We start from the raw sequence: 25,650 nt of genomic DNA, 5'->3' as shown, positions 1-25,650 counted from the left end.
TTATAAGGATTTAGCGATTTGCATTAAATCGAAATTTGCTCGAGCCATTTTTGCCTTGTGCAATGACGATTTATATAAGTTTGATGCTCTTAGTTTTTCATTGGCCGGCACGTTTCTTTTTCTTTCGATGCACGCATGATAGATAAAATCTTCGATAGCTTTTTGAAGGTATTTATGTACAGTGATTTCTTCTTCTCTTAATCCAGCTTGCAATCCATCAGAAACGTATTCGATAACAACTTCTTTATCCGTTAAATCTGAACTAAACAGAAATTTCCCTGCGCGTTCGTCAACTTTAAATTGTCCGTATTTTGAGAGCTGTGATGTCTTTGCTGTGCTTCCAGAGCACCCAGAAGGAATTGAATATTTTTTGTAAGGCTTTGCATATCCGTTCAATGAATCGGCCGTTAGAATACCTCCATTTTCATCAAATAGAATTTCTCCTTTATGATCCTGGAGATATCCAACAGCAGTAGAAATGTTTTCGTTAATATCTAAAGGTTGCAAATAGAACCCTCCATTTGAAGCATCGAGAACAACAACCGACACGCGAACATAATTCACATAGTCTTGAGGAACGATTACAACAAGGTTATCTGGTACCGTAATTTCAAATGCAAGTATATCGTTAGCTGTACTTTTGTTAGCTTCTTTTATAGCTTGTAAAGCATAATGAAATAAACGGAACCTCTTAATGTTTTTCAAATAACTATCATCGTCAGTCGCTTCAAATAACATGTTATCGATAATTTCTTTCAACGAAACATATTGGTAATTTCCGTGTTGATTTTCGTCCGAAAAGTATTGATATGGTGTTGTCATTAGTTCGCGTTTTCTTGATTGAATTCAATATTTTCTTTATTCATTGTGATTTGCTGTAAGTCTTGTTCCTTGAGGTTAATTCCCAATTTTTGAAGAGTTTTTAAAATCACATTACTTTCTTCACTTGGATGCAAATCGATATCCTGAAAATCTGGAGCACTTGGATTAAATACTTCAGCACCATTGACAACGAAATAAGTCCATTTCGGTACTTTAGGATTTCTTAGGTAGTTAATGTTTACCTTATCGATAATTGCTGAAGGAGCTATCTTAATTTGATTAGCAGATTTATTATAAATAGGGTACTGCTTTGTAGCGATTTTCTTAATTAGGTTGAATTCACTATTTGATTTCGTATTTTCAACCTCAACTTCGTTATAAAAAACAGATTCAAAAAACCTTAAATCGCTTGGTAGTAAAAAATGTTCATCCTGATAAACTAGAGGTTCATTCTCAACTAAGAAATGATTTAGTTTTTCTCTAATCCTGTCTGGTATATTTTCTATTCCTCTCCCGATTAATCCTTTGTTTTGTCTATTGAGCATACGGTTTATCTCAGAGAAATATTCCTCATAAATCTCATTTATGACATTGTTCAGGAAAAGCCTAATTTCGGAAGGCTTGCTATTTCCACGTATATCTGAGTTTGCTAAAGCAAGCACTGTCTTGTAAACTAAGTCGATTGAAATCATATCATTATGTTTAAAACAAAGATAATCAAATACACATCATTTTATATACCCGATATATAATATTCGCAAAAAAACGCCTGACTTAAAAATAAATCAGGCGTAATTCAATAGAGAAAAAAAGCAGGGTATTATTGTGCGTTTATCTTGTCAAGCATCCAAGGTATATCGTTCTTTTTATTTACTGGCGCTGCGGTTCCTATTTTCTCCAAATAAAGAGCCTGCACTTGTTCAGCGGTTAACTCTGTAGAAGTTTCTACAGACCCCGTTACAGTACCAGTATTTGGAGGAAGGGTGCTGTTTTTTAATAACTCGCGTAATTCGGCAAGTTCCTGGTCTTTGGCCGCTAGTTCTTGGTCTTTAGCGTTGATAGTTGCATCTTTCTGAGAAAGGATAGCAGACGAATCATTTTTAGTTAAACTAAGACTTTGTTTAGTTTTTGCATCAATACGATTACTGATTTCTTGCAAAGTATTTCTTGCATTATCAGAGTCCGACGCAAGCAAGTTTCCAAGCTTCTCATTACCATTTTCGCCTACCGCAACGTTTATAACGGCTTGCTCGTTGTCTGCCCATACGACTGCGGTATGTCCGATGTTGTTTTTTACAACCCCAACGATATACGCCATTGATGCGATATATTGAGACTGATAATCTGCTTTTACAATTTTGGAAATAATCTTGTCAGGTTCGTTAAAAGCTAAGGCTTTTAATTTTGATTTAGCATGTACTTCAGTCCAGTTGTAAGCATCATATCCAAAAACAAGCATTGCAATTGCTCTAAGTTCGTTGATATCCTCCTTATTGATTAAAGCAAGTGCTTTCTCTTTTTTCTCAAAATTAGCCAATGCTTTTTCTGATTCCAATTCTTCGGAGAAAACCTCAAATTTCTTATTAAAATCAGGATGATTTTGAAGCCATTTATTTAGGGCTATATTTGAATTTTTCACAGTTAGTTCTGTTTTATCAGTCCCACTATTGAATTCAAAAGGCGGTACTAAGACCTGCTTTGCATCTTTATTTTTCAACAAGATATCCTCAATAAAAATATCTTCTTGACCAGGGAAATACCCAATGAATTTACTGCCAATACCCGGTTTGTCAATCATTAAATCCTGTTGCTTAGGCGACCAACTTTGAGGTTTTATATCTAACTTTAAAACATATGTTGTAGTTGTTGTCATAAATAAGTTTTTTAAACCTCCCTAAATCAGGGAGGTTGTATAATTAATATTATCCTATGAAATAATTGTTGATTCCAACCATTCTATTTGTACCCTCTGTAATGTATTCTACAGATGAAGTATCATCTTTACTTTGTTGCCCTAAAACCCCCCAGAATTTTGTTTTCTTATTTCTGTAAGTTATTTCATTGCCTCGATAAAGAATGTCTAAATAAGGTCTTGTTGCTGTATTTCCATTTTCGATAATATTCATATTACCTGTTGGAATACCAAAATATTTTGGAGCACTGGCTTTAAATTTAGCCCCTCCTAATAGTGTAGGGTCATCAAATACTTTCCATGGTGCAAAATGGAATTGAACACCATCTACATACACTGAAACAAAGTTTAAACTCATGGCCATATCTTTGGAGTTCTGAAATGCTCCATAGTGTGATCCATTTAAAAAACCAGCATTAACACCACTCATCATTTCTCTGAAATATGCTAATTGGTCATGGTCAACATAGAATGTATATTCTCTGCAATCCCCTTGTTGTTTAGCTCTTCTTGCTATGTCAGATAAATTTTTAATGGTAGTGATGTAGTCTTCCGCAACATTTCCGAACATGTTAATTTGTTCAGCAATCCCCATCATACCTTGATCAAATCCTGCTAATTTAGAAGCTGAATTATCTTTTGCTCTATTATGGAGAACTAAAGTCAATTCCCATTGGTTATCAAAAAGTGTAGAAGTTCTTTCCATTTCAAAATTAAACCATCTAGGCCCTGCTCCTGTCATAACCCAAGAACTCGCTGCGATATCTGAATCTGAAACTTTGTAATAGTCCTTATGTACATGAGTATAATTTTTCCTCATTACTGGATCCCATTTCTTTCCTTCGTCAAAAGCAGTATCTCCTTTTCTAAATCTAGAAGAGAAATCCGCCATTACCTCAACAAGTCCTTCTGTAAAGGGCTCAAGTCCATCATTTAATGCTTCAAATTTTGTGTCAGATATAACTCTAGAAACAACCGCTTGAAATATTTTATCCCCATCGGTGAATTTAATTACATCTCTCGGGCGTAATTTGTGTACTGATACACAACTAAATTCATTTCCAGTTACAGTAACATTTTTTAAAATGTTATGTAACCTATTGGTTACTGGATATTGAATGTAATCAGCCTCATATGTTTTGGATTTTCCACCAGAAACAGCTTGAGTAAGCCCTAAGATTGACCCTTTCCCATTTTCATAGACTAATTGCTTTGCAAGATCAGGCTGACCTTGCATAAGGTAATCATAAAGTCTTATGAAGTTTTCAGGTGTTTGACGCGGAAGACTATGTGTGTCTGTAATGACTGCAATACCGCTTAAATTGTTTTCGTTTAATTGAAAAGCCATAATTATAGTTTTTTGAGTTCGTCCAAAGTCATCATCTTAATCCCGTATTTTTCAGGATTTGCTAATGCTTCGTGATTTTTAAAATTTACGTTCCCCCTGTTTTTTAATGTTTCTTCAATCGCTTCCGCCCTTGCTTTTTGGATGATTGAAGAAATGGCTTTTTCTCTATTTTCTGGTCTTAACCAAAACACATCCTCACCGAATGATTTGTGATTAAATCCTTTTTCGGTGTGATAATTATCTTGAATAAACTTATCCATATCCGACACAATCGATATGGCACTGCCCCTATCTTCATCAGAATACTCATAAGCGAAATTCAATTCCTTTTCCACTCCATTATCATCAATCACAGTTTTAAAACTAGCTGCCGTAACACTGTTCACCGCATCCGTTGCGTTTTTAATATGTGCTTGATGTTTAGAAACCATTACCTCGTATTCTGCTTTTTTGATAACAGCTCCATTATCGAGCTTTACAAAGTCATCCTGATTAGTCGGTGTGGTTGGTTCTACTTTTTTAACTGGTTGCTTAAATTTCTCTTGTTCGGAAATTCGAGCATCCTTTATTGTTTTTCCGTATCCAGCTAATTTGATTGAATCCGAAGAACTTAAATCTTCTAATGATTCTATACCAAGTTGATTTTCTAAATACTGATCTATTTGTTCATCTGTAAATTGTGACCCGTTCTCTTGACGAACTCTTTCACGAGCGAATTCAATTGGGGAGATGGCGTTCAAATCTTGTTTTAAAGATTTGAAATCTTCTCTACCTCTACCGGTTTCTTTTTTAAACTTGAAATATTCCTTGTCTTCATCGTCTGCCAATTCTTCCCATGGATTTACTTCTCTAGTTTCGATAACTGGCTCGGGAGTTTTCAACAACTCATCTAAAGAAGCAACCTCTCTACCTTTATCTTTTAAAAACGATAGAACAGCTTCTTCAGTTAATGGTGTGACTTCTGTAGTCGTATTATTGTCCCCTCCTTCGTTACCTAAATTTGGTAAGTCTGGATTTTCATTGGTATGTTCAGTATTAGCTTCTTGTGACATAATCAGTACAATAGATTAAACTTATAGTTAAGACAAAGATAATAGATTTTATATATCAATAAACATATCTGATATATATTTTAAATAAAAAATTATTGACCTAAAAATTTATCAAAGTCAAAGTTGTCTTCGAAATCAATAGCTGGCTTTTTATTATTGCGCTGATCAATCATCTCTGATTGTTGCGATGCTTGCAATTTAGTTCGGTCGTCTTTTCGGTCTTCTTTAAATCCTTCCAGATTTTCTTTACCCAACTTGGTTAATTGAGCTAGATAAACCTCTTGTTGAAACTCTTTATCTTTTGTAGGAGCCATGATTTCCTGAAGACCTTTTTGTTCCGTTAATTTAATTTTAGAAAGGCCACTTGCATATTGTAAATCAATTTGTTTTTTAAACTGATAAGCATTTGTTTTAGCTTCTTCAGCAGCTTGAGCAGATAACGCATCATTTTTGGATTTATCCCGAGCTGCAGCCATTTGTTCTTCCATTCGTTGAGTACGCTCTTTTCTACGGTGGTAATAAAGATATTTTCGAGCTAATTTTGGATTAGTTTTAAAGATGTTAGTGGCTTCTGATTTAATTTCTGGACTTACAAATCCTTCTTGCAATGCAATACCTAAATCTTCTTTAAACTCTTGTATTTCAAGAGAAGTAGGCATCATATTGAATGTAAATCCGAATTCGTGCAAATGGCGATTTTTCAAAATGGATAGATGGTCCATCATGTGTTTACCAATCACATTATTGTAAATTTCACGGATTTTACTTGCCTCTGAATAATTGTAAATAGCTTGGATACGCGTAGAAATTACTTCACACACTTTTAGATTAAAAAGCACATTCATTCTAACAATATTCTTTGTCACGGTATTACTTGCCATCTGAGCCAATTGGTTTACACCTACTAAAGCATCTGACGGCATTGAACCATCGCGAGCAGGATTGATACCGGTGTTCTCACGGATTAGGTTGTAGTCATGCGCCCAAGAGTTTAGAAGAATTGATATTGCAGAACCTTGTTGAGCTGCCATGGGACGAATTGCATGTGAATCTTTTAATCCATCCTCACCCATATCAATTCTCTTCTTAAAAACAACTCCTTTGGCCCCCATGATATCAAGTGCGGTTTGCCAAATAGCCCTTTTAGTTCCGCCTTTTCCATCGTCCAATTCAGCTAGCATATCCAAATCGATTTCTTTTAGATCAGGAGTAAGTTCAGATATTAAATGTTGGATTTTTAAAGCGGTTAATTGCATTCTATCCGCAATCACTTCTATGTTGTCTGTAAACGAACGTAGTTTGTTTTCGTAAATATCATAAGCGTATGTTACAAAAGGTGACATTGCCTTATTCATTACATCATCATATAAATTCTCACATTCTTTCCATCCATATATGTACTCTGAGCCTATTACATAATTACCCTCAAGCCAAGTGTCGAACGTATTAGACAACTCGCTAACATCGTCTTGTTCCGGGGCAATAAAAGTATCAGGACGTCTACTTAATTTTATCGGTTCACCATTACGTAGTTTCTTTTTGTATTTAATCGTTTTTACCGTTTTATAAGCAAATCTTAAAACATCAACTTTTGAACCCAAAGCCTGGTCGGTTAAACTAATATTGTCGTTACCATCTTTATAAGCTTGATTGTATAAACCCGCAATTTTCGAGAGTGTCAAGTCATCAAATCCGCTCTCTCTTTTTAAATCCGAAATAGTGATTGAATCAACAACTCCTTCGTAAAACTTGTCGTCGAAATCGTTTCTCTTTACTTCGGAGTGTATATAATTTTCTGGATCAACATAATCTACTTTTACCCCGTCGTTTTTATCTGTCCAAACTCTCGCAACGATTAAACCAACAGCAACTGAATCCTTATTTTTTTGATCCTCGATGTAGCTCCAGTTATTAGTATGCTTTATCCAATTGATTAAAATCTCTTCTGCAATTTCAATTTTAGGACGGTCTTTAATATCCATCAACATCTCCATTTCTTCCTCATTGTCCGGTACAAATGATTTAGGCATTAAATCGATTCCTAAGTCTTTTTGAACGGATTCCAAAAGTTTACGGGAGGCCATATACTTTCTATACTCATTCTGTTTACTTTCCTTCATGTTTATGGATATTTTATCCATTGCTCGAATATCAAGTATATAGTTTTCGTCAGAAATTCCATTAGCAACAATTAGACAGAACTTCTCTCCAAGGTTTATATATCGGAAATCCAAATTCAAATAACTTAAATCATTATCCGACTTCGCAATCTGACTTTTGAACTTTGTCAAATCAATTTCGCCACGGACAAATTTGCGCTTCGATTTCACATATTCTCGTCTTGTCATAAATTGACAGCCTTGGGCAATACGAGCACCGCCAAACCATTCAGTCGATATTAACTTGGCTACATTTAAACCGTATTCGTCAGTCAATTTGACTTCAAAAGGTGCTAGTGGGTTTGCTTCTTTATAAATCTTACTCATAATTACATTGCTTTGGAAATTGCTCCTGAGTTATCGTATCTTTTAAATGGTATAGTGATGGGCTTCGGTTCTTCTACTTCTATTTTTATTCGCCTTTGATTCCCTAATAAGGCCAAGGAAGAACTGATATAAGCATCGTACTTTGTTCGCTTAGTTGGGTCAACATCTTTCCATTGGATTAATGTTCTTGTAAAGGGCATATACCCCATTTCTCCAATTGTCCTTTTAGATTCGTCACGAGCGACACCAATATGATCTTGTATATATGCTTCTACTGCATAAAATTGATATTCCCCAATCTTAGCATCTTGCGGAGGAACGCCCCCGTATTCCTGTTCTGTATCGCTTAAATCCTTCCAAAGCTTGAAAGGGTTGTTTAAAACAAAATGGCGATACCCGCGGTCTTTTACATATTGTAAGAACTTTTCGTTGGACAACTCCGGTAGGAATGGCATTGAAAAGTATACAGAAGCCATTATCACGTCTTCAAAAAACAGTTCAACTTTTTTAGGCCGGTCGATGTATTCTAAAATGAAAGCATCATTAGGAAACGGCCCGATATGAAAGCGAGTAGCCAAATGAATTGAACCCATCGAACCTCGATTGTCAACCGTTTTGCTTCGGTTGTAAGGATCGACACCAAGACATCCCATATTGCCATTTACTGGGGCCCAAGCTAATACTCCGTGAATCATTTTCTTTTCACGCTTGTTTCGATATTCTGCCGGTGGATGATAATCTTTCGCTATCCAAAATCGCCCATTAACAGGGTCAGGCATCCATAAAACCTCCGTATCTTGTATTCCATCTTTCCAATAGAAATTACCGCGCTCTACTTCGTTATTACCTCTTTCGTTATTTTCAAGTTCCTCATCATTATGTTCAATTTGTTCAGACAAGTGAACTAGATTAAAAGCGCAATCATTCGCTTCATCGCGGAAAGCATCTCGTTCAGAATTTGGAAATTGACGCAAAAACTCATACTGTTTTTGTGGATCCTTTTTTCCATCCAGTTCGTTTTTTAAATAAGTTACAGCACCTATACTAACCTTCCTTCCTTTATCATTAATAAAAGGCTCCTCAGGGTCATCAACTACACTAAATCCATATTCATCAAAGTATCCTTGAATACAATATTTAGCGGCAATAAATATTCTATATAAACCTGAAATGGTTTCTCCGTTATTATTTCTTTTTAACGGATCTCCATCATCCCAAACACTTTTAAAACCTGCTCCACCTTTTTTCATAGCGTTGACAGTTGATACTACAAAAGCTTTTCCTGCAATTTCTGACCCTAGTCTATGCGAGGTTTTTACAATCTCCCAATATTCATCAAAAGGAACTTCTTTTGGATATTTACCTGCTTCATCAATAAGAGACATAAATATCTCTTCACCATCCATTGCATTTATCTCTGTATTATGCCAAGAAATAGATGTGTCTAGACCTTGTCCTTCTTCAACAGCTTCTCCTTGTTTACGCTTTTTGGTTTGTTCAGTAAATACTAGTTCAGTTTTAGGTGTATTAGTTCCATCAGTTTCAGGTTTAAAAAATGGAGGATATCTTTTAAATGCACGAACCAATCGATTAAAAATCTTTTTTGCATCAGTTCCCTTTTTAGAAATCATTCCGAGAATCTTGTCTTCATGGATTGACCCCATATTTAAGATGTCGTTATTTCCTAAAGCTGATGCTCCAAAACGCCTATTTTTAACATACTGCATTCCATAACACCTATTGTCTGCCTTACAAGCTTCCCAGAATATCATGAGTTCAGACTGAATAATTCTTAGGCTAGGATATTTGGCTCCTTCCCTAAACCATTGTAAAAAATGCCAATAAGTGCCAGTCAAATAAACAGGTTTTCCGTTCAGGTAAATCCAAATACCCTCGTTCCTCCATTTAAATTGTCTGTCAATATATTGCTCAAATTTTTTAGAATCCCAATTTTCGGAAGTTAGTCCGTTCGGAATTTCTTCTCTTTCCCATTTTTGATTTTTAGTCGTCTTATCATAATTGATAATTTCCTTTTTATCCGGTTGCTGTGGTAGTCCAATATTAATTCCTGAGATACAGTAAACTTCGCCAAGTGTTCCATCTTTAGAAATAATCACAGTATCTAAAACTTCATTATAGCCGTATTCCCAAGATTTATTTTTATTCTTGAGTAAACGAGTTTTTTCGTCAATAACTGAAACCTTATCTCCTAGATAGTATATCATTTATTTTTTAACTGTATATTTTTTCAAAGGATTAGCCTTGGTGTTAGTTGATATTTCCTCAACACTTTCTTTATCCCAAAAAGTAGGGTCATACAATTCACGTTGCAATTCATTGATTTTAATCAGAATGTTATTTGCTGTACTTAATGCAGAGTTTCGAACATCTATAAAATCATAAAGTTGTTGTTCGGATGTATATTTCACTTCCCCCGTTTCTTTATCTTCTACATTTAAGAATGTTGGTAATGGTGCTCCTGCTGCTTTAAAAATATCATCCACTAACTTCTGATACTTTTTAATTAAATCAGGGATTGTAGCTTTTCTAATCTCCTGTAAAGCTTGATTACTTGTTTCCATCTTCTTCGTATTTTGCTAGGACATCGCAGTTTCTAATCCATAAATATTCCTTTCCGCCGAACCAAAAAGAAACCACCCATTTTCTCTCGATAAAAACCTTGTCACCTTTCTTAACACCGGAATCCGCCAATTCTTGATTGACACATAGTACCTTTGACAGACCATTAATGTTCTTTGGGGCTTTTTTTATCTCAGTGATAATCAATCCAGCTTTTTCTTCTTTGGCTTCTTCCATTACAAGTTCAACTGCTAAATTCTCTCCGAAGCCAACCCATTCTGAATCCGCATCTTTTCGAATCATTACAATTAGATTTTTCTCTATTTTGAAATGACCAGGATGACCTTTAATTTCTTGGTTATCTCCTTTCCCGTGATCGTATAATTGCTTGTAGTATATTGTGGGATCAATTAAAGCTTGATAGCCTTCAATGTTTTCACCTTGATATCCTAACGGAAGATGTTTGATTGTTACAATTCGGTTCGCTAAACGATTTGGAAGAAATCGTTCGTCCCCATATAGTTCTATGCCACTTTCTGTTTCAAAAGTTTTGCTGAATACTTGAGGTTGAAATATGATAAAACCGTGGACTGCGTTCATAGTGATTCTTGTTTAAAACAAAGATAATCAAATACACATCAATAATCATATCGGATATATATTTTTGATATATTTGTATATCAGAATCACATAAATAGAAAAACTTAATTTTTGAATCCCAGTAGTTCCCGCTACTGGTTTTTTATTTTTAGAACAACCTTTTAATGCGGATCCAATATTTATAAACGATAAATACTAAAATCACCAAAAGAAGTACTGGCCAGAACTGAAAAATCATCTTGAAGTAATTTAGTTGCTCTTTTACAACATCTTTTGATTTTACGGACTTATAAAATTCCTTCTCTAAATCCAAAGTTTCTGATTTTACACCTGAAAAAACATACTGTCTATTCTCCTTTTTCTCTTGAGATAATTCTTCTTTTTTGCTTCTCGGATTGTAATACTTCGTACCATCCTTAGTGACAACAATAGAGTCAGCTTGAAAATTATGTGATAAATAATACATATTTTCAATTATGTCATTATTGGTACATATTTCAATTGCTTCCGTCTTGGAAACAACTTCCTTTTCTTTGAGTGTAGAAACCGTTTCTTCTTTATGGACTTTTTTAGCTCCACAAGAAACTAAGAACGATATCAAGATGATAGGTATAATTAGTCTTTTCATTTTACTTGTTTTTATCATACTTATAAAGCATATCGCAAAGGAAGCAGGCTATTTCATCTATTTTGTCGTAAAACACTGTCATATCGTTTTTATTAGTAATAAATCCTAATTCGACCAGTATGGCTGTGCCTGCCTTGTTTAGAATACCGATAGTTTTCCTCGGAGTCATTGAGGCTTTTATAACTCCTCTAGATTTAAGTCCAGTAATGCGTACTAGCCCGTCCAAAGTCTCTTTAGCCATACTAAGGCTGTCGGGTCCTGCCTTGTCACTAACAATTATTGTGATACCAGTTGCGCTTTCAGGTCCAGCATCTTGGTGCAAATCCATTATAACATCTCCTTTTACCGGTTTAATTCTACCTTGATAAATTGAGTTAGTCTCGTGGTTCAAATCAGTTTCGAACTTTTGACCTCTAGTCTTTAATATTTCAGTCATTTTGTTTCTAAGTAAATTCATATTAATGAATTCTGTAGAACCACTTCCTATTGCTCCAGGATCTTTTTCGTGATGTCCTGCGCTTGGAAAACTCATTTCTTGTGCCATTACTCTTCTTTGTTTTTGAAATGTTTTAAATCTAAATCTTTATTAAAATCATCCATTTTACCAATTAAAGCATCTGGAGGAAATTTGCCTTTTGAAATAATTTTCACATTCATTAAGGCAGATCGCAATGGATAAATACACACTATTAATCTTCCAACCATCTTTAAATAGGTATAAAGCATATCACCATCTTTTACTAAATGTGCCAATGCTTCGAAAAGAATACCCACGCCAACAACAAGTCCTAACTTCATGGCAAAACCAACAATATTGAGTTGCCAACTGAAATCCTTTTTTATAAAATGGTGCACAATTGATCCGAAAACATGATCCGCGGCTATAAATAAAAGTGCTATAAATACATAGTCGATGGATTCTTGTAGCCATACATTAAGACTATTAGAAAGATTAAATGTCACGACACTTACTCCACTAGATATAACCAAGCTGAATCTAATCTGCATTAGATTTTCAATGATGTAATTAAAAAGTAAGTTTATTTTTCCCATTACTCGCGATTTGTAAGTTCTCCCGTTTGTGGATTTACAGTTACATTTCCGTAGGTTTGCGATAATTCATTGCCTAAAACAATACCTTCTTTTTGAACCTCAGCAGTAAAAGCTTCTAATTCAGTTCTTCTTTGTTTGACATTAAACTCCATCTGGAATAACTCTACAGCCCCTTTAGAAATTTGATCCTCTTTTTTAAATTGAATCTGCAATTTCTCCATGTGTAGTTCGGAAATCTTGTTTGCTTTTTGAGTAACTGGTCCCTCTGCTTCTTTAATTTTTTGTGCCATTTGTTTTGAATTTTGATTGTTTTTCTTTTTTGATTGTCTTGTCATGGTATTGATTTTTAAATTGGATTTATTTTAAAAGCTCCGGTAAATGAATCTCCAAAAGCTATTTCAATAGAAGGGTTATTTCCTTCTGTTAACATGGTACCGTCTATTTTTAAGTTACCCATACGAATACCATTAATTGGTATCTTCTGGCCTATTTGAAGTTTCTCTCCGAAATACTTTAAACAGTTCTCTCCAATGATATTTCGAATCTCTACTTTATAAGGATAAATCCTTCCTTGCATATCGACATAATTACTTTCATCGACATCATTAAAGTTATAGTCTGGAATTTGACCATGATAAATATAATCGTAAGCGAGTGGTAGCATTGTTGTAGTTACTGTTGTTATGGTCCCCATTGCAGCATCTACAGTATTACTTAGATTAAAATCAATACCCACGTGATCTAATTTAAATGTTACAAAAACATCAAACCTAGATAATGTATCAGGGCTATAATTAATACCATCATCACTAATTAAAAATTCAAAATAGCCTAACGCTAATATTGGTGTGCCTAAAGAAATTGGACTTTTAAATTGTACAATTCCCTGATCTAACTCAGTTTTTGTAATTATAGAACCTCCACTAACAATTATATCATTTTTAACCAGTCCGTATTGATTTGAACCATTCCTATGATTAAAAGAAGGACTATATCCTACTACCTTTATTGAATGGAAATTTAATCCATACCTAGGTTTAAAAATAGGTAAACAGTCGGCAGTAAAATCCATAACTCTCAAAGTATAGTTACCAAAAGAGTCATGAGGATTTAATGAATCATCTGTTAAGGCATGGCCTAAAACGATGTAATTACTTCCCCACATTACTGGCGTAGGTATTTCTTCTGCTATTGCATTAATTGTCATTACTCCCATTAGCTTGTAAATTGACCTGTACCCGTGTCTGATACAGAGAAGTTAAAAATAGCTTGTTGTCCTACGTTCATGATATCAGTGTAGAATTTCAATTTGCCTAAATTCAAATCTTCCATTGTTATAATTTGACCAACAGTAACAGCCCTACCATTAAATCTTAAATAACCTAAAGATGGTAATGAATCTATTCGAACCTCTTTTGCTGGGTCTCCTTGTAAGTCTTGGTAAGTAGGTGTTGTCTGGGAGGTAAACATTGCTCCAGTTAGAGTAATCGAATTTTGAACATTACAATAAACTGAATTATTACCTACCCGACTTGGAGGTGTGTTTACATTAGAGACAACATGAATCCAAATTTTACCTTGTTCAGCAGAATAATCAGAAGTTACATTTCCATTTGAATTGTACGCGTTAGCTATAAATCCCACCCAATCATCACCAATAGAGTTTCCTTTAACTCTAAATCCATCAGCTTCAATTGTCGTTCTAAGTACAATGTTATTTTGCCATTGAACAGCACTTCTAATTATAGTACCGTTATTTTCTAACTGCGCTATAATTGGTGTGTCAGAAGGTCTTACTATACTGTCATTGCTAGCTCCAAATTCATTAATTTTAATATCCCCTAATGGCAATAAGTGCAGTTGAAAATAAGGGGGATTGCTCCTCATTAAATCAGCAGAAGTTATAATCTTAGTTTGGCCAACTAAGATATTAATATGTACTTCCCCTAATTGTTCAGGAGGTACATTATTATTGGAGACTACTATCTTAAATTCTGCCATAAAGTCCGGGATTAAAATGTAAAGTCTTTGTATTATTCATGTGTAAAATCATTCCACAAGTTCTGGCGAGCGGTAAATTGAGTTTATCATAAAAATCCAAGTTCATATTACTGTTAGGCATTGTTCCGAAGTAAGGTGATTTATCTTTAACAGACCCCATTACCATGAGATCTAAGAACGAGTCTGGCTCTGGAACGATATATCCTTCAATTAGTACTGAAGTTGAATCTATGACAATACCAAGTAAAGCACCAATCGTTTGCGTTTCAGAATTTGGATCCACTTTGTACCACTTTTGATATTCTGCTATAAATTCAACAAGATCACCATAGTCGCCAAGCCCTATTTCTTGTTCTGTCCAAATAGTGCCATAGGCTCTACCGTTATTAATGACTCGATCCTCAAAATCCTGAGTACCAGGATTCAATAATACTTCATCGGTGCCACTTAATGCTACATCGTCAGAGATATCCCCTCCTCCACCAGAAATGTTAGCTCTAATCCATCTGATATGTGGAACAGTTAAATCATCTGAAAAATCAATGATTGAATTTCCATCATAATTTATAGGACCAAAATTTCTAGAACTTCCATCAGAATATAATTCCCAAGCATTGGATCTGATATTGTTAGATTTTCCTCGTCCGACTATTAACGCCGGAGACTTAATATCAATATCTTCTGTTGGTTGTTGTAAAATCGGATTGTTGTATTTTCCTAAAACTGTACAGCCTTTCTGATTTACAATTAGTCCTGTTCCATAAGCATTACCCTCCGATACATTTATAGTATTATAGGGGCCTACATTCACACCTCTAGTTTTCAATACTTGAGAATAGGCACCAATAGCTATTGAATCATTACCATCGGCTGTCGCACCGGTCATCATTGCTAAGGCACCAATTTTAGTAGCTGATGCAGTAAGACCTATTGCAATTGACTCAGGTCTATTCGCTATTGAATCCCAATCCATAACACGCAAACCACCTTGAATAGTTTTCTCAAATATTTGAGTTACTTGTGGAATTTTACTAATTACAAAATCACTTATTATTTTAGGAGACCATATATAATTTGTAGTAACCGTACCTGCATTTAACTGAGCTAATGTACCTGCAGCATAAGTTGTATTAGTAGAACTAATTACATTTCCAACTATTTGAATATTAGTACCTGCTGTTAATGTTTGAGTTGAATAGCCTAATCCAAGAACATATTCTCTTGTTGCTAGTTGTCTCCAATCACCAGTACCATCACCTGATTGAAACCATAAGTTATCTGAGTTATCTCTTGCTCCTAGTATTCTAGTAGTGACTGCACTTAATTGTCCAAAGGATATTAAGCCTCCGGTATTTACAAAAGGCCTATTTGTTGCTGATGTACTAATAACTGCAGAATAACTTCCAACAGGCATTGCTAATAAACTACCAGTATAACTGACAGCTACACCAGGAGTATTAAAGCTAAGTGAATGGTACAATCCAGCATGGTTTCCCCATAAGAATGAAGCTCTCCAGTTTGAAACATCAATTTCTGTAAAATCCCCTGATGACCAAACCTCTTTCCATGGTTTGTACCCACCATTAGCACCATCAACAGTATCGGTAGATCCAGCAACACCTCTAAAAGCAAGTCGCCCACCATTAGCTTTATTTCTGCCTATTTCATAATTAAATTCGACTCCTGAATTAGTAGCTCCTGCCATTCTAAAGGCAATAACACCTCCATAACCATTAAGTATTCCTCCAGTTAACCAAGCAGAAGTTCCGTAGTTAGAAATATGACCTCCAGCATATATTTGAGGGTTGTTATTAGGATCGTAGGGTTGCGGTACACCCATAGCCCTTAGATTGTTATTATTATAAGTAGCCGATTTAACCCATGGTTCAGTAGCTATTATTTCAAATGGATGATATTCTGTAGCTGACTTACCTGCTCTTATATAAACCTTACTATCTACATTACTTGATGTCCATATATCTATTCCACCAACAAATGTATTTTGTAGTCTATTATATGACAAACCACCACCTAACGCATTAGGATAATTAATTGACCCCGTTGTATTTGAATACACACTTAAACCACCTCCTGATATTGGTGATATATTAGCATCTGGTTTATTAATTGTAACTAACGAGTGTAATCTTACTGAATTACTATTACTAATACCAATATACCCCGTAGTATCATTTAAATCTAATCTTTGTATCTGACTAGTCGGTAATGGCATGGAGCTAAACGAACCATTAGCTTTTGCAATCATCATACGATCACCTACGCCCGCTAATGATGATGCACCTACGGTATCGGAATCACCCATAAATCCAAAGAATCCATCCGAGCCATTTACGGTTCTGTCATTAAGGAATCTGAACATACCCCATTGAGACATAGAACCCGTTGACCCGGAAACTCCACCTAAAGCGAATGTTACATTTCTGTTAGTGAACTTGTGTCTAACAATGTGTTCTGCACGACTATTTGTAATAGCGGTATCAATATAGAAACCACCAATATCCCTTGATTGTAAATTATTACCACCTTGTGGTCTTGTTGAAACACCTGTTGCTGATACTGATAACCATCTATTTGCCACACTAGCTAAATTTCCGTCTGGTCCAACCGCAAAAGAAGTCCCATCAGCATTACCTGCATGAACAATGCCCAAAGTAGTTCTAAACCCTATTCCTGAATTACCTGTTGAGGTCGTTCTTTCAATTACAAGTGGAGTTGCAGATGTTGATACCATTGTATCTCCTGACTTCTTAACAAAGTTTCCAAAAATTGGCGCATCCTCAAAAACAACTTCCGATAAGTCTAAATCTGAACGTACAATCTTTCGAAAAGCCGGAGTCCCATTCATAGAAATTGGAGCCATTAAGACAGCGCCTTTTAATTGGCTGGCAAGTGATACCGTCATATCGGTATGAGCGTAGTCGAGACTTGTAGTATTCAAGTTAAAAATAGAAGGAAATGCAAGAGAAAGACCCGGCAGATAAGATTCTTTTGGCAGCATCGAAATACTTCCAATTGTTTTCTTCTTTAGTTGCCCTGATTCTTCGAAGACAGCAGATAGTTCCGTGCCTGCATTTGGCAACGTCTCTATTACTGCAATTCCATCATTTATAAAGTCTCCCTTATTCCTCATTACTTAACTTTTAAAATTTTAACCCCAATTTTATTAAGACCGGGGGCTTTTGAAAAAGGAACTTGAATTGTTGTAGAATTTGTAATTGAATAATCCGCTAGAATTTTTGCTTTACTCGGCAAATCGAAAAACTCCGCTATAACATCCTCAGTATTTAAGCCATGCGAAATAGTGTATGTCGTCGCTGTAGTATCTCCGAAACTTGCTACATATCCCGACGCGCCTAATGAAGCAAATACAGCTTTTACTTTTTTAGGAGTCATGATTGTTGTATCATCTTCTCCAGCGATTGCAGAAGCCTCACTTGCAATTGCCGCAATACCCGTTCTTGTTTCAGTGGCCGTTCTGGACGATAAACCAGCAGGGGTCACAGCCTTGGTATTATTAGTACCCGCCTGAACTTCTGCATTAGTAGAAAGTACGACCATCCCCATAACAGTGGTTGTGGCTTGGTCTGTATTTGTTTGTAATAAAATATAATCGTTTGGATTCGTATTGACAGGATTGTCTTTAAAAGCTTGAATAACGTCCCCAACTTGAAAAGGATTGCCTTGTATAGTACCAGCAACAGTAACCCTCCAGTAATCACCATTTTTTGTTAAAGCAGTACCAGGGAAAACAGTATTTGTTGCGGCATCCCAACCACCTTGTGGCCGTCCAATACTAGCAATGTTAGCATCAATATAAGCCTTTACCGCGCCTGAAGTTACTAAGCTCGCCCCAGAAGCTCCAGACAAGTCATTGCTATTGATTATAGGAATTGCGGCCGCTACACCTGTCCCCGCCACAACCCTACCCATAACGGTCATCGTTGGAATATCATTAATTTTAGCAAATGTGATATTCTTATCAGTAACCTTTACTGTCGTTACTGAATTAGATGCTAATTTTGCCGCGCTCACACCTCCATCCTTAAGTCTAAGGACGTTATTACCAACTTCGATAGTCGTATTATCTAAATTTAAATTTAGAGCTGCAACACCATCGGCAATAGTAATTGCAATTGATCCGTCTGTATTGGTAATATCTAAGATACCACCGATAGCTCGCCACGAAGTACCATCATAACGCATGATGTATTTCGTAGCTGTATTGTAATACAATTGGGCCTCGACTGGCGATGCAGGGGGTTGACTTCTTTTGTCAACAACGAAATTTATAAACTGGTTTTGATCCCCGTCGAATGGTGCTGTTAATCTCATTTTATTATTTTATTTAATTAATACGAAACCTGTCTCCTGCTTTGAAAACTTTATTGTGATACTATTTAAATCAACAGAATGTTCTTTTGCAGCGAGAACTTCTTGAGTTCCAATAATTACATCAGCTGACACTATTCTACCTTGTCCGTGTATTATAGTTACCTCTCTCAAATTACTAAACTGATATACTTTTCCTCGAACATCATTTATCGTTGCAAAGGGACTACCGCTGCCGTTTCCGTCATTTATTAAATCCGATGTTCGTTTTGGAACTTCCAGATTCGTTTCAATCTCATCTTGAACAACCTGAACAACAGATTTTAACGGATAAGTTTTTGTACGATTCCTATCCTGTGAATCAGTGCCAATTAGGTAATCCTCAAGAGAAATATTCTTGTCTTCCGGATACGCTTCTTGGTTGCTAATTTTTGCCATTATAGATAAAAACTGTTATTAATAACAAAGATAATAGTTTTTACCTATCAATTAATATATCTGATATATATTTGTAGTAAAACTTATACTTTATCATGGCCAGTAAAAAAGAAACGATACAACGCATTTTGCCTAAAGCAATGGAGATTGTAAAAGAGAAAGGAATTAAACTATCGGAAGTAGTATTGAATGACGGTAACGACCCGACGAAAGAAGCTGCATACACGCATCAGAAATTCATTCAGGTATTCAAGGGGTATGATTTTTTAGAGAATATGGCGTTTGTACGGGCCCATATTATGAAGAAGTATGAAATCAAAACAATCAATCTTTTGGAGATACTTCTTTTCCTGTTCCCGAAAAACCTATTTACCATTTATGACTATAGGGATATAGGACACATTAGGTTTACTTACAAAAGGCTTAACGTACTCGTGAAGTTGGGATATGCGGGAATTGCATGCCATGGCCGTAATCAAAACGAGCACTTATATGTCTTGACTGCAAAATCGAGAAAGATTGTAATGGAGTTTTATGGAATGTTGTCTGGAGAAATACCGGTTCCCGAAGATGTCTTGAGAGAATCTAATGTAGTGAGTGATTTAAAGAAGGTCGATGTGATTAAGAAAATCAATCTCTTATTGCCATCTGAACCTAAGCGAACGCTATGGTCCAAACGAAAAAAAGCCACTGATTAGAGTGGCTCTTTTACTATAATGCACTCTTAACAAAGAGGTTAAATTTTTATTAAAAAATAAAAATAAAATAAAATAATTTTACAAAAAAATTGTATAAATTCGTACTGCGATAAATTATGTCGATTTACTTAAATATTTAAAACCTCTATTATGAAAAAAACGCATGAATCTTCAAAAATTGGTTTAAGGTCGGCCGCTGACCCACAAATACTCATTAACTTATTAAAACCATCAACTTATGGCTAAAATAAAATTTAATGTAGCAAAATCTTTTAAACAAGCTAGACTCTGTATCAAACAAGTCGGTTTTTTCACTATAGCATTAGGATTGCTATATGTAATAAACCAAAACCCTAGTTTAATTAAGCCGATTTTAGCTACGCTTGTTATTATCTTTAAAAAATAAAATTCTTTATTCTCATCAAGTTACAGCTTGATGAGTTTTTTTTAAACATTTATTTCTAAAAAACTCTTTTTATTGTACATACTAGCGAATAAGAAATTTTAATTAAAGTCTTAATCGTAATTGTTTGACAAATATATAAAACATTTTTTATATAAACAAAATACTAGTCTACTATTTATATAAACAAAATTAAAGCCTATATTTAAAATATTTATATAAAAAGTTTTTCATATAAATTAAAATACAATATCTATATCTTCCAATTCCTTCAAAACCAAGTGCTCAACACCTTCATCAATCATCTGTAAACCATAGGAATACTTGAACTTTCTGACTATTGACCCCACTTTTATATTCTTCACTTTAGCTCCAATTTTAATCACTTCAAAATCATTTTCCGTTTCGTGATTAGTCGGTAAAATCAGTCCGCTTTTAGTTTCTTGAGCAATTTTCTTGCATAATAATCGATCTCCTAGTAGTTGCATAGTCGCTTATTTAATGATTTTAGCAAATTCCCCATCCTTCCAAAAGCATATAAACCGCGATGGAGAAGTAACTGTATCTTCATCGGGATTATAATGTAACCGGGGAACGTTAGTTACATCAACCTCTTTATTTAGCTTCAAGCAGAATATTTTCTTCGCCTTGCTAAAGTGTTTTTCTATCTTTTTTAAATCTTGTGCGTTCATCTTTTTATAATAAAAAAGGCTGATCAATACCAGCCTTAATGTTAATGTGAATTGATGTTTATTGAATAACCTCCCAGTCATCCGAAAGGATATCACTTGTACTAGGTACCCACATTGCATAATCCCCTTGAGCAGTTTTTAATTGTAGATAAGGCCGTACCTTAAACAAATCTCCTTCGTTCAAACCCCATGCTTCTGCGGTTTGCTTATTACAGGGAATACCTTCCGGATAACCTTTTTGATAAACAGCAAACATTCCGGTTCCGTTCCATCCTTGTCTACTTACTTTCTTTCCTTGCTTTAAGGCTTCTAATGCTTGTCCGAAATTCATAATTATTCTGATTTTAGTTAATATAATTTTGGTGGTGTTACATCAAACTGTACTGGTACAATCTTTAAATTCAAAAGCGGTTTGTCTGATAATAAATAATCCTTAACAAACGTATCTGCAATTGATGTTTTGTTATTCACTCGTTCTAAAATCTCGTTGTATTCCTTAATCCAATCTGGAGGAATTGCCATCTTAGATTTACTGTATTCTACAATCGTTTCAACTATTTCCGTTAAGCGTTCGTCGTCTATTTCGGCTTGTGAACGAATCGGTTTAGGATTATCTAATTCCAGTTGCTTTTTTATATACTCGTGCCTTTCGTAAATAGCCTTTGGGGTCATAAAAATTGAAGAAGCTGTAGCGGCTGATAAAGAGCTGATAGTATGTTTAGGTTTATTGAATACATCTTCGCTATAATTAACCGGATCTTTAGGCGTTGAATTTGAATTATTATTACCAAGGAATAAAGAAAGTTCGCCAGTAGAAATAGTTTTTGCAACATAATCTCCAAGATTTATAGGAACCATTCCTGCATGAATATATAAATAGTACTGCCCGTCTTTTATATGCGCTTTACTCTCTGTAAAAGCTTTCAAACCTTCAAAATCATTATGCTCTCTAAAGTGAAAAATCTGAGGCGCTTCTACTGAAGAGCTGACAGCGTGTTTGAGTTTACTGAATACATCTACACTATAATCAACCCACTCTTTACCAATAAAAACCTTGACTTTCTTCTCGATTTGGTCGAAGTAAAAACTAAATTCAGAAGGGTTTTCTGGTTTAATACAACTTAACATGGGTGTTTCTGTAGGTTTTATGAACTCTACTTTATTTTTCGTTTTTTCCTCTTTTGAAATTCTAAATTCTAAAAAATCATTGACAGACAATCGTTTAACAAAGCAGTAAAATTCAATAATCAATGACTCTGTACTTTTACTATTTCCTGATTCATAAACACACTCACTATCTGTTTCTTTATGTACAAGCTTCACCTTTGAATCTTTCTCAAAATAAACCTCGATACCTGTAAAGCCTTTTAATTCTTCTAAAGAATTGCATTTTTTAAAGAAAGAAAAACATCGTTTATTTGCCATAACTTGTTATTTAAAATTTCGTCTTACATATTCCGCGAGTAAAACCGCATCGATTATTCCATCGTTTAGATTTTTGCTTTTCGCACCTTTATTTGTTACTCTAAAATCTTGATTTGGCCATAGATTAATAGCAGCTAGCGCAGAAGTCGCTTTAGTATCAGTACTCTTCTTTTTTTCTGAATTGGTTTTGTATTGCTTAGTTACGTTTTTCCACATTTCAGATTGCCACTCTTTCGGTTTTGCCATGGTATGAGGAATACCCAACCCCATTAGCAATCCTTCAAGCATCCCAACACATTTATACAATGAAGCAACAGAGCTTTTTGAGGTACCGAATATTATTCCCGGCTCTTCCAAACAGATATGAACAATACCTTTTGTAGTTAAAATATCCTTTATTGATTTTTTGTCATACTCTTTATTAATCAAAGGCATTCCGTAAACCTCAATAATATTTGAACTCTCGTCGATTAAAACGAAGGCGCCTTGTTTACCTGGATCTATCCCTAAATAGTACTTCATAATTCACTCAATTTCTTTACCCATACCATCCGAAAAAGCGCCTTCTTGATAAGCTTGAATTTTCCAATCTCGACTCTTGGTATTTGATTTGATTTTTAAATATTCCGAAACAGTCATTTTCTTTTTCATTACCACTTCAACTACTGTTTCCGGAGCCAGACCTAGCGGTATTTTACTTTGCTTTGCCATGTGATAATATTTTAATACACCCGAACATCTGTTTTTTATAACCGTGCCTTCAAATTCACTAAAACCAACACGGTAACGCTAAACGATCAGATTTTCTATAGCTCAACTACTCTAAAGGCTATATCAAGCTATGGGGTATGTTTAGACCGGCAGTTCCTGTTCCGACTTATCGGGATTCGGGTGTTTTTAATTTGCGGACTCATTAGGATTCGAACCTAAGACCGAACGATTAACAGTCGTTTGCTCTACCAACTGAGCTATGAGTCCAAAAAAATCCTTTCTGGCTAGTGAAAGGATTTTTATATATCTGTAGTATTAAATTGCCCTCAACTTATCCCTGGGGACATTGATCGGAAATCCCGATTTATTAATTGAGTTTGCAGCGAATTGACTTTTTAATGTATATAATTTCGACTTACGTTCGATAGGGACTTTTTCAATACCCTGCCTAAACCCGAAATAAACACTTGTAGTCAAAACATCTGCATTTGCAAACAACACTACCTTAACCTCCTTTGAAACATCACTAGAAATGACGGCTTCAATTTTTGAATTTTTGGCCAGGTCGGAGGAGTTAAAACCGAATCCCGCAATACTGAACAAACAGAACAGTAAAGAAAAAAGCCAAGCTCTCGCTTTCATTATCGTAATTCAAAGAACGAATTGGTGGGAGCGACAGGAATCGAACCTGTACGAGTACATTTTGATGTTCCTACATCAATCCACGGACGTTAGTCGACAGGTGCTACCATGACTGACTGTACTCTAGTGGTCAAGCGTCTACCATTCCGCCACACTCCCAAATAAAAAACAATTGCCGGCCGTGAAAATAAGGTTATGAAATACCTACGGCGATGCTTCTACTCGCCCACGTTGGTTTATAGTTACCGCAACCCTACTCGAGAGTGACAATTGTTTTCCAACACAACTAAACTATTTTTATGAACGTTTTTCTGTAACCAGCCTATCGAAGAATTGAGAAGCTGTTTCTTCAAACACTTCATTATCCTTTTCATATCTCCCGAAATCTTGGAAGAAACAGTAATGATCAAACTCACAATAATCATTACCCTGTGGAAAATGGAATCTCAATACCTCAATTAGACTTCTTAAAAGCAAACTATTATCGATCGGATTAACATCAGATTTAAATACCTCAGAAAGAATAGAAGCCGCATGTTTGTCCTTTTGAACTTGCAAGCGGATTGAATCTATTATCGAAATAAATAACTCCTTAGAAATCATAATTTGCATATTAACTTGAATCCAAAGATAGTAATTTTTATATATCGGATATAAGAATTGATATAATTATTTTTAAAAAAAAATTGAAAGAGAAATTAAAATTTGTAATGTGATAGTATGCTTGGGAGGGTATACTATGTTTGAGCGTTTGGTCCGGGAAAAGAAAATCGAAATCTAAAAGGGGATGGGGTGCGCTTCTGAGTGATGTCTGAAAACATTTTACCTTTTTTGTACGGGCTCATCACAACTGAATTTTAAAGCAACTAATTTTAATACTGTTTAAATCTGACTACTCATTTTAGAATAAACCTACTTACATAAAGGAAAACGATGTTTCAATGCTGTTGTAATCTCTAAAGGATTCGAACCAAGACAGCTACCGCTCACCTAATCAGTACATTACATTTTACTCACAAGCCATTATCCCCACCATATCCCTACAACTACAATTTATTACGCTTCTTCCAGTACTCTATTAGATCGTTAAGTTCCTGAATAGCAATAGTATGTTTGTCTGGTACGCGATTAATTCTAATTGCTTTCTCTTTGTAACCTAGCAGCTTAGACAGTTCCGTTTTGTTTATCAATTTATTCATAACTAAAAGCCCGATTTAGGGTTATTATTCCCGAAGAAACAACCCGATTTCGGGCTTTTCAACTTCTTACAAAGATATACATTTTAATGACATTGATATACACCCGTGTTCGTGTTTGTCATTTCACAAATTTTCATTCCACTTGTAACAAAACAACTCCCTGAGAATTGAATACACAAAACTAAACAAGAACTACTACCCATATATTTAATCTAAATCAAGCGATTACAAGTACTTTCTACGTGTTATACACAAACTATATACTAAGGTATATTTAAACCCCTTAAAACAACTAACAATCAATTTTATCTATTGATTATCTTTTTACGATAGAAAAATAGTATATCCATTTATATATCCGATGTACATTTATTAAAAAACAAATTGTACATTTGTACAACAAGAAACAAACAACGGTTTACGCTGTGTGCGCTTCGCGCTTCTTTGCTTGTATCTTCTCTCTCTTCTTACTTAGTAAGGTCTTTAAAAGATAACGGAGCGAATCGGTTAAAATATTCGGGCAGGTCTATTTTAATCACGGAATTTAAAAACAATACAAAACCCTTTAAACTTATTACTATGTACTTTATCAATTGCACCACATTAGACG

Annotated in this window: 28 protein-coding genes and 2 tRNA genes; 2 read left to right on the top strand and 28 right to left on the bottom strand. The window is 35.0% G+C overall.

Annotation, left to right across the window (positions count from 1 at the left end; all coding sequences use genetic code 11):
- From ACQZ43_RS08095 to ACQZ43_RS08010, 18 genes are all read right to left on the bottom strand, one after another.
- Positions 1-822, bottom strand: coding sequence for a hypothetical protein (locus tag ACQZ43_RS08095; RefSeq protein WP_430611498.1), 822 nt, complete (start codon positions 820-822; stop codon positions 1-3).
- On the bottom strand, positions 822-1,514 hold the full coding sequence (locus ACQZ43_RS08090; protein WP_430611496.1) for a hypothetical protein: 693 nt from the start codon (positions 1,512-1,514) through the stop codon (positions 822-824). Before ACQZ43_RS08090 ends, ACQZ43_RS08095 begins: the two co-directional genes overlap by 1 nt.
- Before the next feature lie 128 nt (positions 1,515-1,642).
- Positions 1,643-2,695: a hypothetical protein gene (locus ACQZ43_RS08085; protein ID WP_430611494.1), complete on the bottom strand. Its 1,053-nt coding sequence runs from the start codon at positions 2,693-2,695 to the stop codon at positions 1,643-1,645.
- A 49-nt stretch (positions 2,696-2,744) separates the two neighbouring features.
- On the bottom strand, positions 2,745-4,082 hold the full coding sequence (locus ACQZ43_RS08080; RefSeq protein ID WP_430611492.1) for a hypothetical protein: 1,338 nt from the start codon (positions 4,080-4,082) through the stop codon (positions 2,745-2,747).
- Between the two features lie 2 nt (positions 4,083-4,084).
- Entirely contained in the window at positions 4,085-5,134 is a 1,050-nt protein-coding gene (locus ACQZ43_RS08075; RefSeq protein WP_430611490.1) for a hypothetical protein, read from the bottom strand.
- Positions 5,135-5,226: 92 nt separating this feature from the next.
- Positions 5,227-7,620, bottom strand: a complete 2,394-nt coding sequence (locus ACQZ43_RS08070; protein WP_430611488.1) for a hypothetical protein — start codon at positions 7,618-7,620, stop codon at positions 5,227-5,229.
- Positions 7,621-7,622: 2 nt separating this feature from the next.
- Positions 7,623-9,845: a hypothetical protein gene (locus ACQZ43_RS08065; protein ID WP_430611486.1), complete on the bottom strand. Its 2,223-nt coding sequence runs from the start codon at positions 9,843-9,845 to the stop codon at positions 7,623-7,625.
- Positions 9,846-10,202, bottom strand: coding sequence for a hypothetical protein (locus ACQZ43_RS08060; protein WP_430611484.1), 357 nt, complete (start codon positions 10,200-10,202; stop codon positions 9,846-9,848).
- A complete protein-coding gene (locus ACQZ43_RS08055; protein WP_430611482.1) occupies positions 10,189-10,800 on the bottom strand; it encodes a co-chaperone GroES in 612 nt (203 codons plus the stop codon). Before ACQZ43_RS08055 ends, ACQZ43_RS08060 begins: the two co-directional genes overlap by 14 nt.
- Positions 10,801-10,948: 148 nt before the next feature.
- Complete coding sequence (locus tag ACQZ43_RS08050; RefSeq protein WP_430611480.1) at positions 10,949-11,428, bottom strand: hypothetical protein; 480 nt, start codon at positions 11,426-11,428, stop codon at positions 10,949-10,951.
- Position 11,429: 1 nt separating this feature from the next.
- Positions 11,430-11,972, bottom strand: a complete 543-nt coding sequence (locus tag ACQZ43_RS08045) for an N-acetylmuramoyl-L-alanine amidase (protein ID WP_430611478.1) — start codon at positions 11,970-11,972, stop codon at positions 11,430-11,432.
- On the bottom strand, positions 11,972-12,481 hold the full coding sequence (locus ACQZ43_RS08040; protein WP_430611476.1) for a hypothetical protein: 510 nt from the start codon (positions 12,479-12,481) through the stop codon (positions 11,972-11,974). Before ACQZ43_RS08040 ends, ACQZ43_RS08045 begins: the two co-directional genes overlap by 1 nt.
- Entirely contained in the window at positions 12,481-12,816 is a 336-nt protein-coding gene (locus tag ACQZ43_RS08035) for a hypothetical protein (RefSeq protein WP_430611474.1), read from the bottom strand. Before ACQZ43_RS08035 ends, ACQZ43_RS08040 begins: the two co-directional genes overlap by 1 nt.
- 11 nt (positions 12,817-12,827) lie before the next feature.
- Entirely contained in the window at positions 12,828-13,697 is an 870-nt protein-coding gene (locus ACQZ43_RS08030) for a hypothetical protein (protein ID WP_430611472.1), read from the bottom strand.
- Positions 13,697-14,482 (bottom strand): hypothetical protein, encoded by a 786-nt coding sequence (locus ACQZ43_RS08025; RefSeq protein ID WP_430611470.1) that lies wholly within the window; start codon positions 14,480-14,482, stop codon positions 13,697-13,699. The genes ACQZ43_RS08030 and ACQZ43_RS08025 overlap by 1 nt, the downstream gene beginning before the upstream one ends.
- The gene (locus ACQZ43_RS08020) at positions 14,469-17,633 is read right to left on the bottom strand and encodes a hypothetical protein (RefSeq protein ID WP_430611468.1); all 3,165 of its coding nucleotides are present in this window, start codon (positions 17,631-17,633) and stop codon (positions 14,469-14,471) included. The genes ACQZ43_RS08025 and ACQZ43_RS08020 overlap by 14 nt, the downstream gene beginning before the upstream one ends.
- Positions 17,633-18,835: a hypothetical protein gene (locus tag ACQZ43_RS08015; RefSeq protein WP_430611466.1), complete on the bottom strand. Its 1,203-nt coding sequence runs from the start codon at positions 18,833-18,835 to the stop codon at positions 17,633-17,635. The genes ACQZ43_RS08020 and ACQZ43_RS08015 overlap by 1 nt, the downstream gene beginning before the upstream one ends.
- Before the next feature lie 9 nt (positions 18,836-18,844).
- Entirely contained in the window at positions 18,845-19,270 is a 426-nt protein-coding gene (locus ACQZ43_RS08010; RefSeq protein ID WP_430611464.1) for a hypothetical protein, read from the bottom strand.
- Positions 19,271-19,365: 95 nt separating this feature from the next.
- On the opposite strand from ACQZ43_RS08010, the gene ACQZ43_RS08005 reads away from it, so the two are divergent.
- Both ACQZ43_RS08005 and ACQZ43_RS08000 read left to right on the top strand, forming a co-directional pair.
- On the top strand, positions 19,366-19,968 hold the full coding sequence (locus ACQZ43_RS08005) for a hypothetical protein (RefSeq protein ID WP_430611462.1): 603 nt from the start codon (positions 19,366-19,368) through the stop codon (positions 19,966-19,968).
- Positions 19,969-20,206: 238 nt separating this feature from the next.
- On the top strand, positions 20,207-20,374 hold the full coding sequence (locus ACQZ43_RS08000; RefSeq protein WP_430611460.1) for a hypothetical protein: 168 nt from the start codon (positions 20,207-20,209) through the stop codon (positions 20,372-20,374).
- A gap of 236 nt (positions 20,375-20,610) precedes the next feature.
- On the opposite strand, the gene ACQZ43_RS07995 is transcribed toward ACQZ43_RS08000, so the two are convergent.
- The 10 genes from ACQZ43_RS07995 to ACQZ43_RS07950 all read right to left on the bottom strand — a co-directional run bounded on the left by ACQZ43_RS07995 (position 20,611) and on the right by ACQZ43_RS07950 (position 24,444).
- Positions 20,611-20,859, bottom strand: coding sequence for a co-chaperone GroES family protein (locus ACQZ43_RS07995; RefSeq protein WP_430611458.1), 249 nt, complete (start codon positions 20,857-20,859; stop codon positions 20,611-20,613).
- Positions 20,860-20,865: 6 nt separating this feature from the next.
- On the bottom strand, positions 20,866-21,063 hold the full coding sequence (locus ACQZ43_RS07990; protein ID WP_430611456.1) for a hypothetical protein: 198 nt from the start codon (positions 21,061-21,063) through the stop codon (positions 20,866-20,868).
- Positions 21,064-21,121: 58 nt separating this feature from the next.
- A complete protein-coding gene (locus ACQZ43_RS07985) occupies positions 21,122-21,394 on the bottom strand; it encodes a DUF2829 domain-containing protein (RefSeq protein ID WP_430611454.1) in 273 nt (90 codons plus the stop codon).
- 17 nt (positions 21,395-21,411) lie between these two features.
- Entirely contained in the window at positions 21,412-22,488 is a 1,077-nt protein-coding gene (locus tag ACQZ43_RS07980; protein ID WP_430611452.1) for a hypothetical protein, read from the bottom strand.
- Between the two features lie 6 nt (positions 22,489-22,494).
- Positions 22,495-23,010 carry a hypothetical protein gene (locus ACQZ43_RS07975; RefSeq protein ID WP_430611450.1) on the bottom strand — a complete coding sequence of 172 codons (516 nt, stop codon included), beginning with the start codon at positions 23,008-23,010 and terminating at the stop codon, positions 22,495-22,497.
- Between the two features lie 3 nt (positions 23,011-23,013).
- On the bottom strand, positions 23,014-23,199 hold the full coding sequence (locus ACQZ43_RS07970; RefSeq protein WP_253473452.1) for a hypothetical protein: 186 nt from the start codon (positions 23,197-23,199) through the stop codon (positions 23,014-23,016).
- Between the two features lie 194 nt (positions 23,200-23,393).
- A tRNA-Asn gene (locus ACQZ43_RS07965) sits at positions 23,394-23,466 on the bottom strand.
- Positions 23,467-23,514: 48 nt separating this feature from the next.
- Entirely contained in the window at positions 23,515-23,841 is a 327-nt protein-coding gene (locus ACQZ43_RS07960) for a hypothetical protein (RefSeq protein WP_430611448.1), read from the bottom strand.
- 22 nt (positions 23,842-23,863) lie between these two features.
- A tRNA-OTHER gene (locus tag ACQZ43_RS07955) sits at positions 23,864-24,000 on the bottom strand.
- Between the two features lie 138 nt (positions 24,001-24,138).
- Positions 24,139-24,444 carry a hypothetical protein gene (locus ACQZ43_RS07950; RefSeq protein WP_430611446.1) on the bottom strand — a complete coding sequence of 102 codons (306 nt, stop codon included), beginning with the start codon at positions 24,442-24,444 and terminating at the stop codon, positions 24,139-24,141.
- Positions 24,445-25,650 lie beyond the last annotated feature (1,206 nt).

The organism is Flavobacterium sp. JP2137, assembly GCF_050562195.1.
In the GTDB taxonomy this organism is placed as follows: domain Bacteria; phylum Bacteroidota; class Bacteroidia; order Flavobacteriales; family Flavobacteriaceae; genus Flavobacterium.
The sequence above is the reverse complement of the archived record's forward strand: the minus strand, read 5'-3'. Positions and strand labels throughout refer to the sequence as shown.

Excerpts from the sequence above, each read along its gene's own strand:
- ACQZ43_RS08050 (WP_430611480.1), bottom strand. The coding sequence starts at position 11,428 with ATGAAAAGACTAATTATACCTATCATCTTGATATCGTTCTTAGTTTCT.
- ACQZ43_RS08030 (WP_430611472.1), bottom strand. The coding sequence starts at position 13,697 with ATGGGAGTAATGACAATTAATGCAATAGCAGAAGAAATACCTACGCCA.
- ACQZ43_RS08085 (WP_430611494.1), bottom strand. The coding sequence starts at position 2,695 with ATGACAACAACTACAACATATGTTTTAAAGTTAGATATAAAACCTCAA.
- ACQZ43_RS08010 (WP_430611464.1), bottom strand. The coding sequence starts at position 19,270 with ATGGCAAAAATTAGCAACCAAGAAGCGTATCCGGAAGACAAGAATATT.
- ACQZ43_RS07950 (WP_430611446.1), bottom strand. The coding sequence starts at position 24,444 with ATGATTTCTAAGGAGTTATTTATTTCGATAATAGATTCAATCCGCTTG.
- ACQZ43_RS08000 (WP_430611460.1), top strand. The coding sequence starts at position 20,207 with ATGGCTAAAATAAAATTTAATGTAGCAAAATCTTTTAAACAAGCTAGA.
- ACQZ43_RS08045 (WP_430611478.1), bottom strand. The coding sequence starts at position 11,972 with ATGGCACAAGAAATGAGTTTTCCAAGCGCAGGACATCACGAAAAAGAT.
- ACQZ43_RS08070 (WP_430611488.1), bottom strand. The coding sequence starts at position 7,620 with ATGAGTAAGATTTATAAAGAAGCAAACCCACTAGCACCTTTTGAAGTC.
- ACQZ43_RS08095 (WP_430611498.1), bottom strand. The coding sequence starts at position 822 with ATGACAACACCATATCAATACTTTTCGGACGAAAATCAACACGGAAAT.
- ACQZ43_RS07985 (WP_430611454.1), bottom strand. The coding sequence starts at position 21,394 with ATGAATTTCGGACAAGCATTAGAAGCCTTAAAGCAAGGAAAGAAAGTA.
- ACQZ43_RS07980 (WP_430611452.1), bottom strand. The coding sequence starts at position 22,488 with ATGGCAAATAAACGATGTTTTTCTTTCTTTAAAAAATGCAATTCTTTA.
- ACQZ43_RS07975 (WP_430611450.1), bottom strand. The coding sequence starts at position 23,010 with ATGAAGTACTATTTAGGGATAGATCCAGGTAAACAAGGCGCCTTCGTT.
- ACQZ43_RS07990 (WP_430611456.1), bottom strand. The coding sequence starts at position 21,063 with ATGAACGCACAAGATTTAAAAAAGATAGAAAAACACTTTAGCAAGGCG.
- ACQZ43_RS08060 (WP_430611484.1), bottom strand. The coding sequence starts at position 10,202 with ATGGAAACAAGTAATCAAGCTTTACAGGAGATTAGAAAAGCTACAATC.
- ACQZ43_RS08075 (WP_430611490.1), bottom strand. The coding sequence starts at position 5,134 with ATGTCACAAGAAGCTAATACTGAACATACCAATGAAAATCCAGACTTA.
- ACQZ43_RS08090 (WP_430611496.1), bottom strand. The coding sequence starts at position 1,514 with ATGATTTCAATCGACTTAGTTTACAAGACAGTGCTTGCTTTAGCAAAC.
- ACQZ43_RS08015 (WP_430611466.1), bottom strand. The coding sequence starts at position 18,835 with ATGAGATTAACAGCACCATTCGACGGGGATCAAAACCAGTTTATAAAT.
- ACQZ43_RS08035 (WP_430611474.1), bottom strand. The coding sequence starts at position 12,816 with ATGACAAGACAATCAAAAAAGAAAAACAATCAAAATTCAAAACAAATG.
- ACQZ43_RS08040 (WP_430611476.1), bottom strand. The coding sequence starts at position 12,481 with ATGGGAAAAATAAACTTACTTTTTAATTACATCATTGAAAATCTAATG.
- ACQZ43_RS08080 (WP_430611492.1), bottom strand. The coding sequence starts at position 4,082 with ATGGCTTTTCAATTAAACGAAAACAATTTAAGCGGTATTGCAGTCATT.
- ACQZ43_RS08025 (WP_430611470.1), bottom strand. The coding sequence starts at position 14,482 with ATGGCAGAATTTAAGATAGTAGTCTCCAATAATAATGTACCTCCTGAA.
- ACQZ43_RS07970 (WP_253473452.1), bottom strand. The coding sequence starts at position 23,199 with ATGGCAAAGCAAAGTAAAATACCGCTAGGTCTGGCTCCGGAAACAGTA.
- ACQZ43_RS08065 (WP_430611486.1), bottom strand. The coding sequence starts at position 9,845 with ATGATATACTATCTAGGAGATAAGGTTTCAGTTATTGACGAAAAAACT.
- ACQZ43_RS07995 (WP_430611458.1), bottom strand. The coding sequence starts at position 20,859 with ATGCAACTACTAGGAGATCGATTATTATGCAAGAAAATTGCTCAAGAA.
- ACQZ43_RS08020 (WP_430611468.1), bottom strand. The coding sequence starts at position 17,633 with ATGAGGAATAAGGGAGACTTTATAAATGATGGAATTGCAGTAATAGAG.
- ACQZ43_RS07960 (WP_430611448.1), bottom strand. The coding sequence starts at position 23,841 with ATGAAAGCGAGAGCTTGGCTTTTTTCTTTACTGTTCTGTTTGTTCAGT.
- ACQZ43_RS08005 (WP_430611462.1), top strand. The coding sequence starts at position 19,366 with ATGGCCAGTAAAAAAGAAACGATACAACGCATTTTGCCTAAAGCAATG.
- ACQZ43_RS08055 (WP_430611482.1), bottom strand. The coding sequence starts at position 10,800 with ATGAACGCAGTCCACGGTTTTATCATATTTCAACCTCAAGTATTCAGC.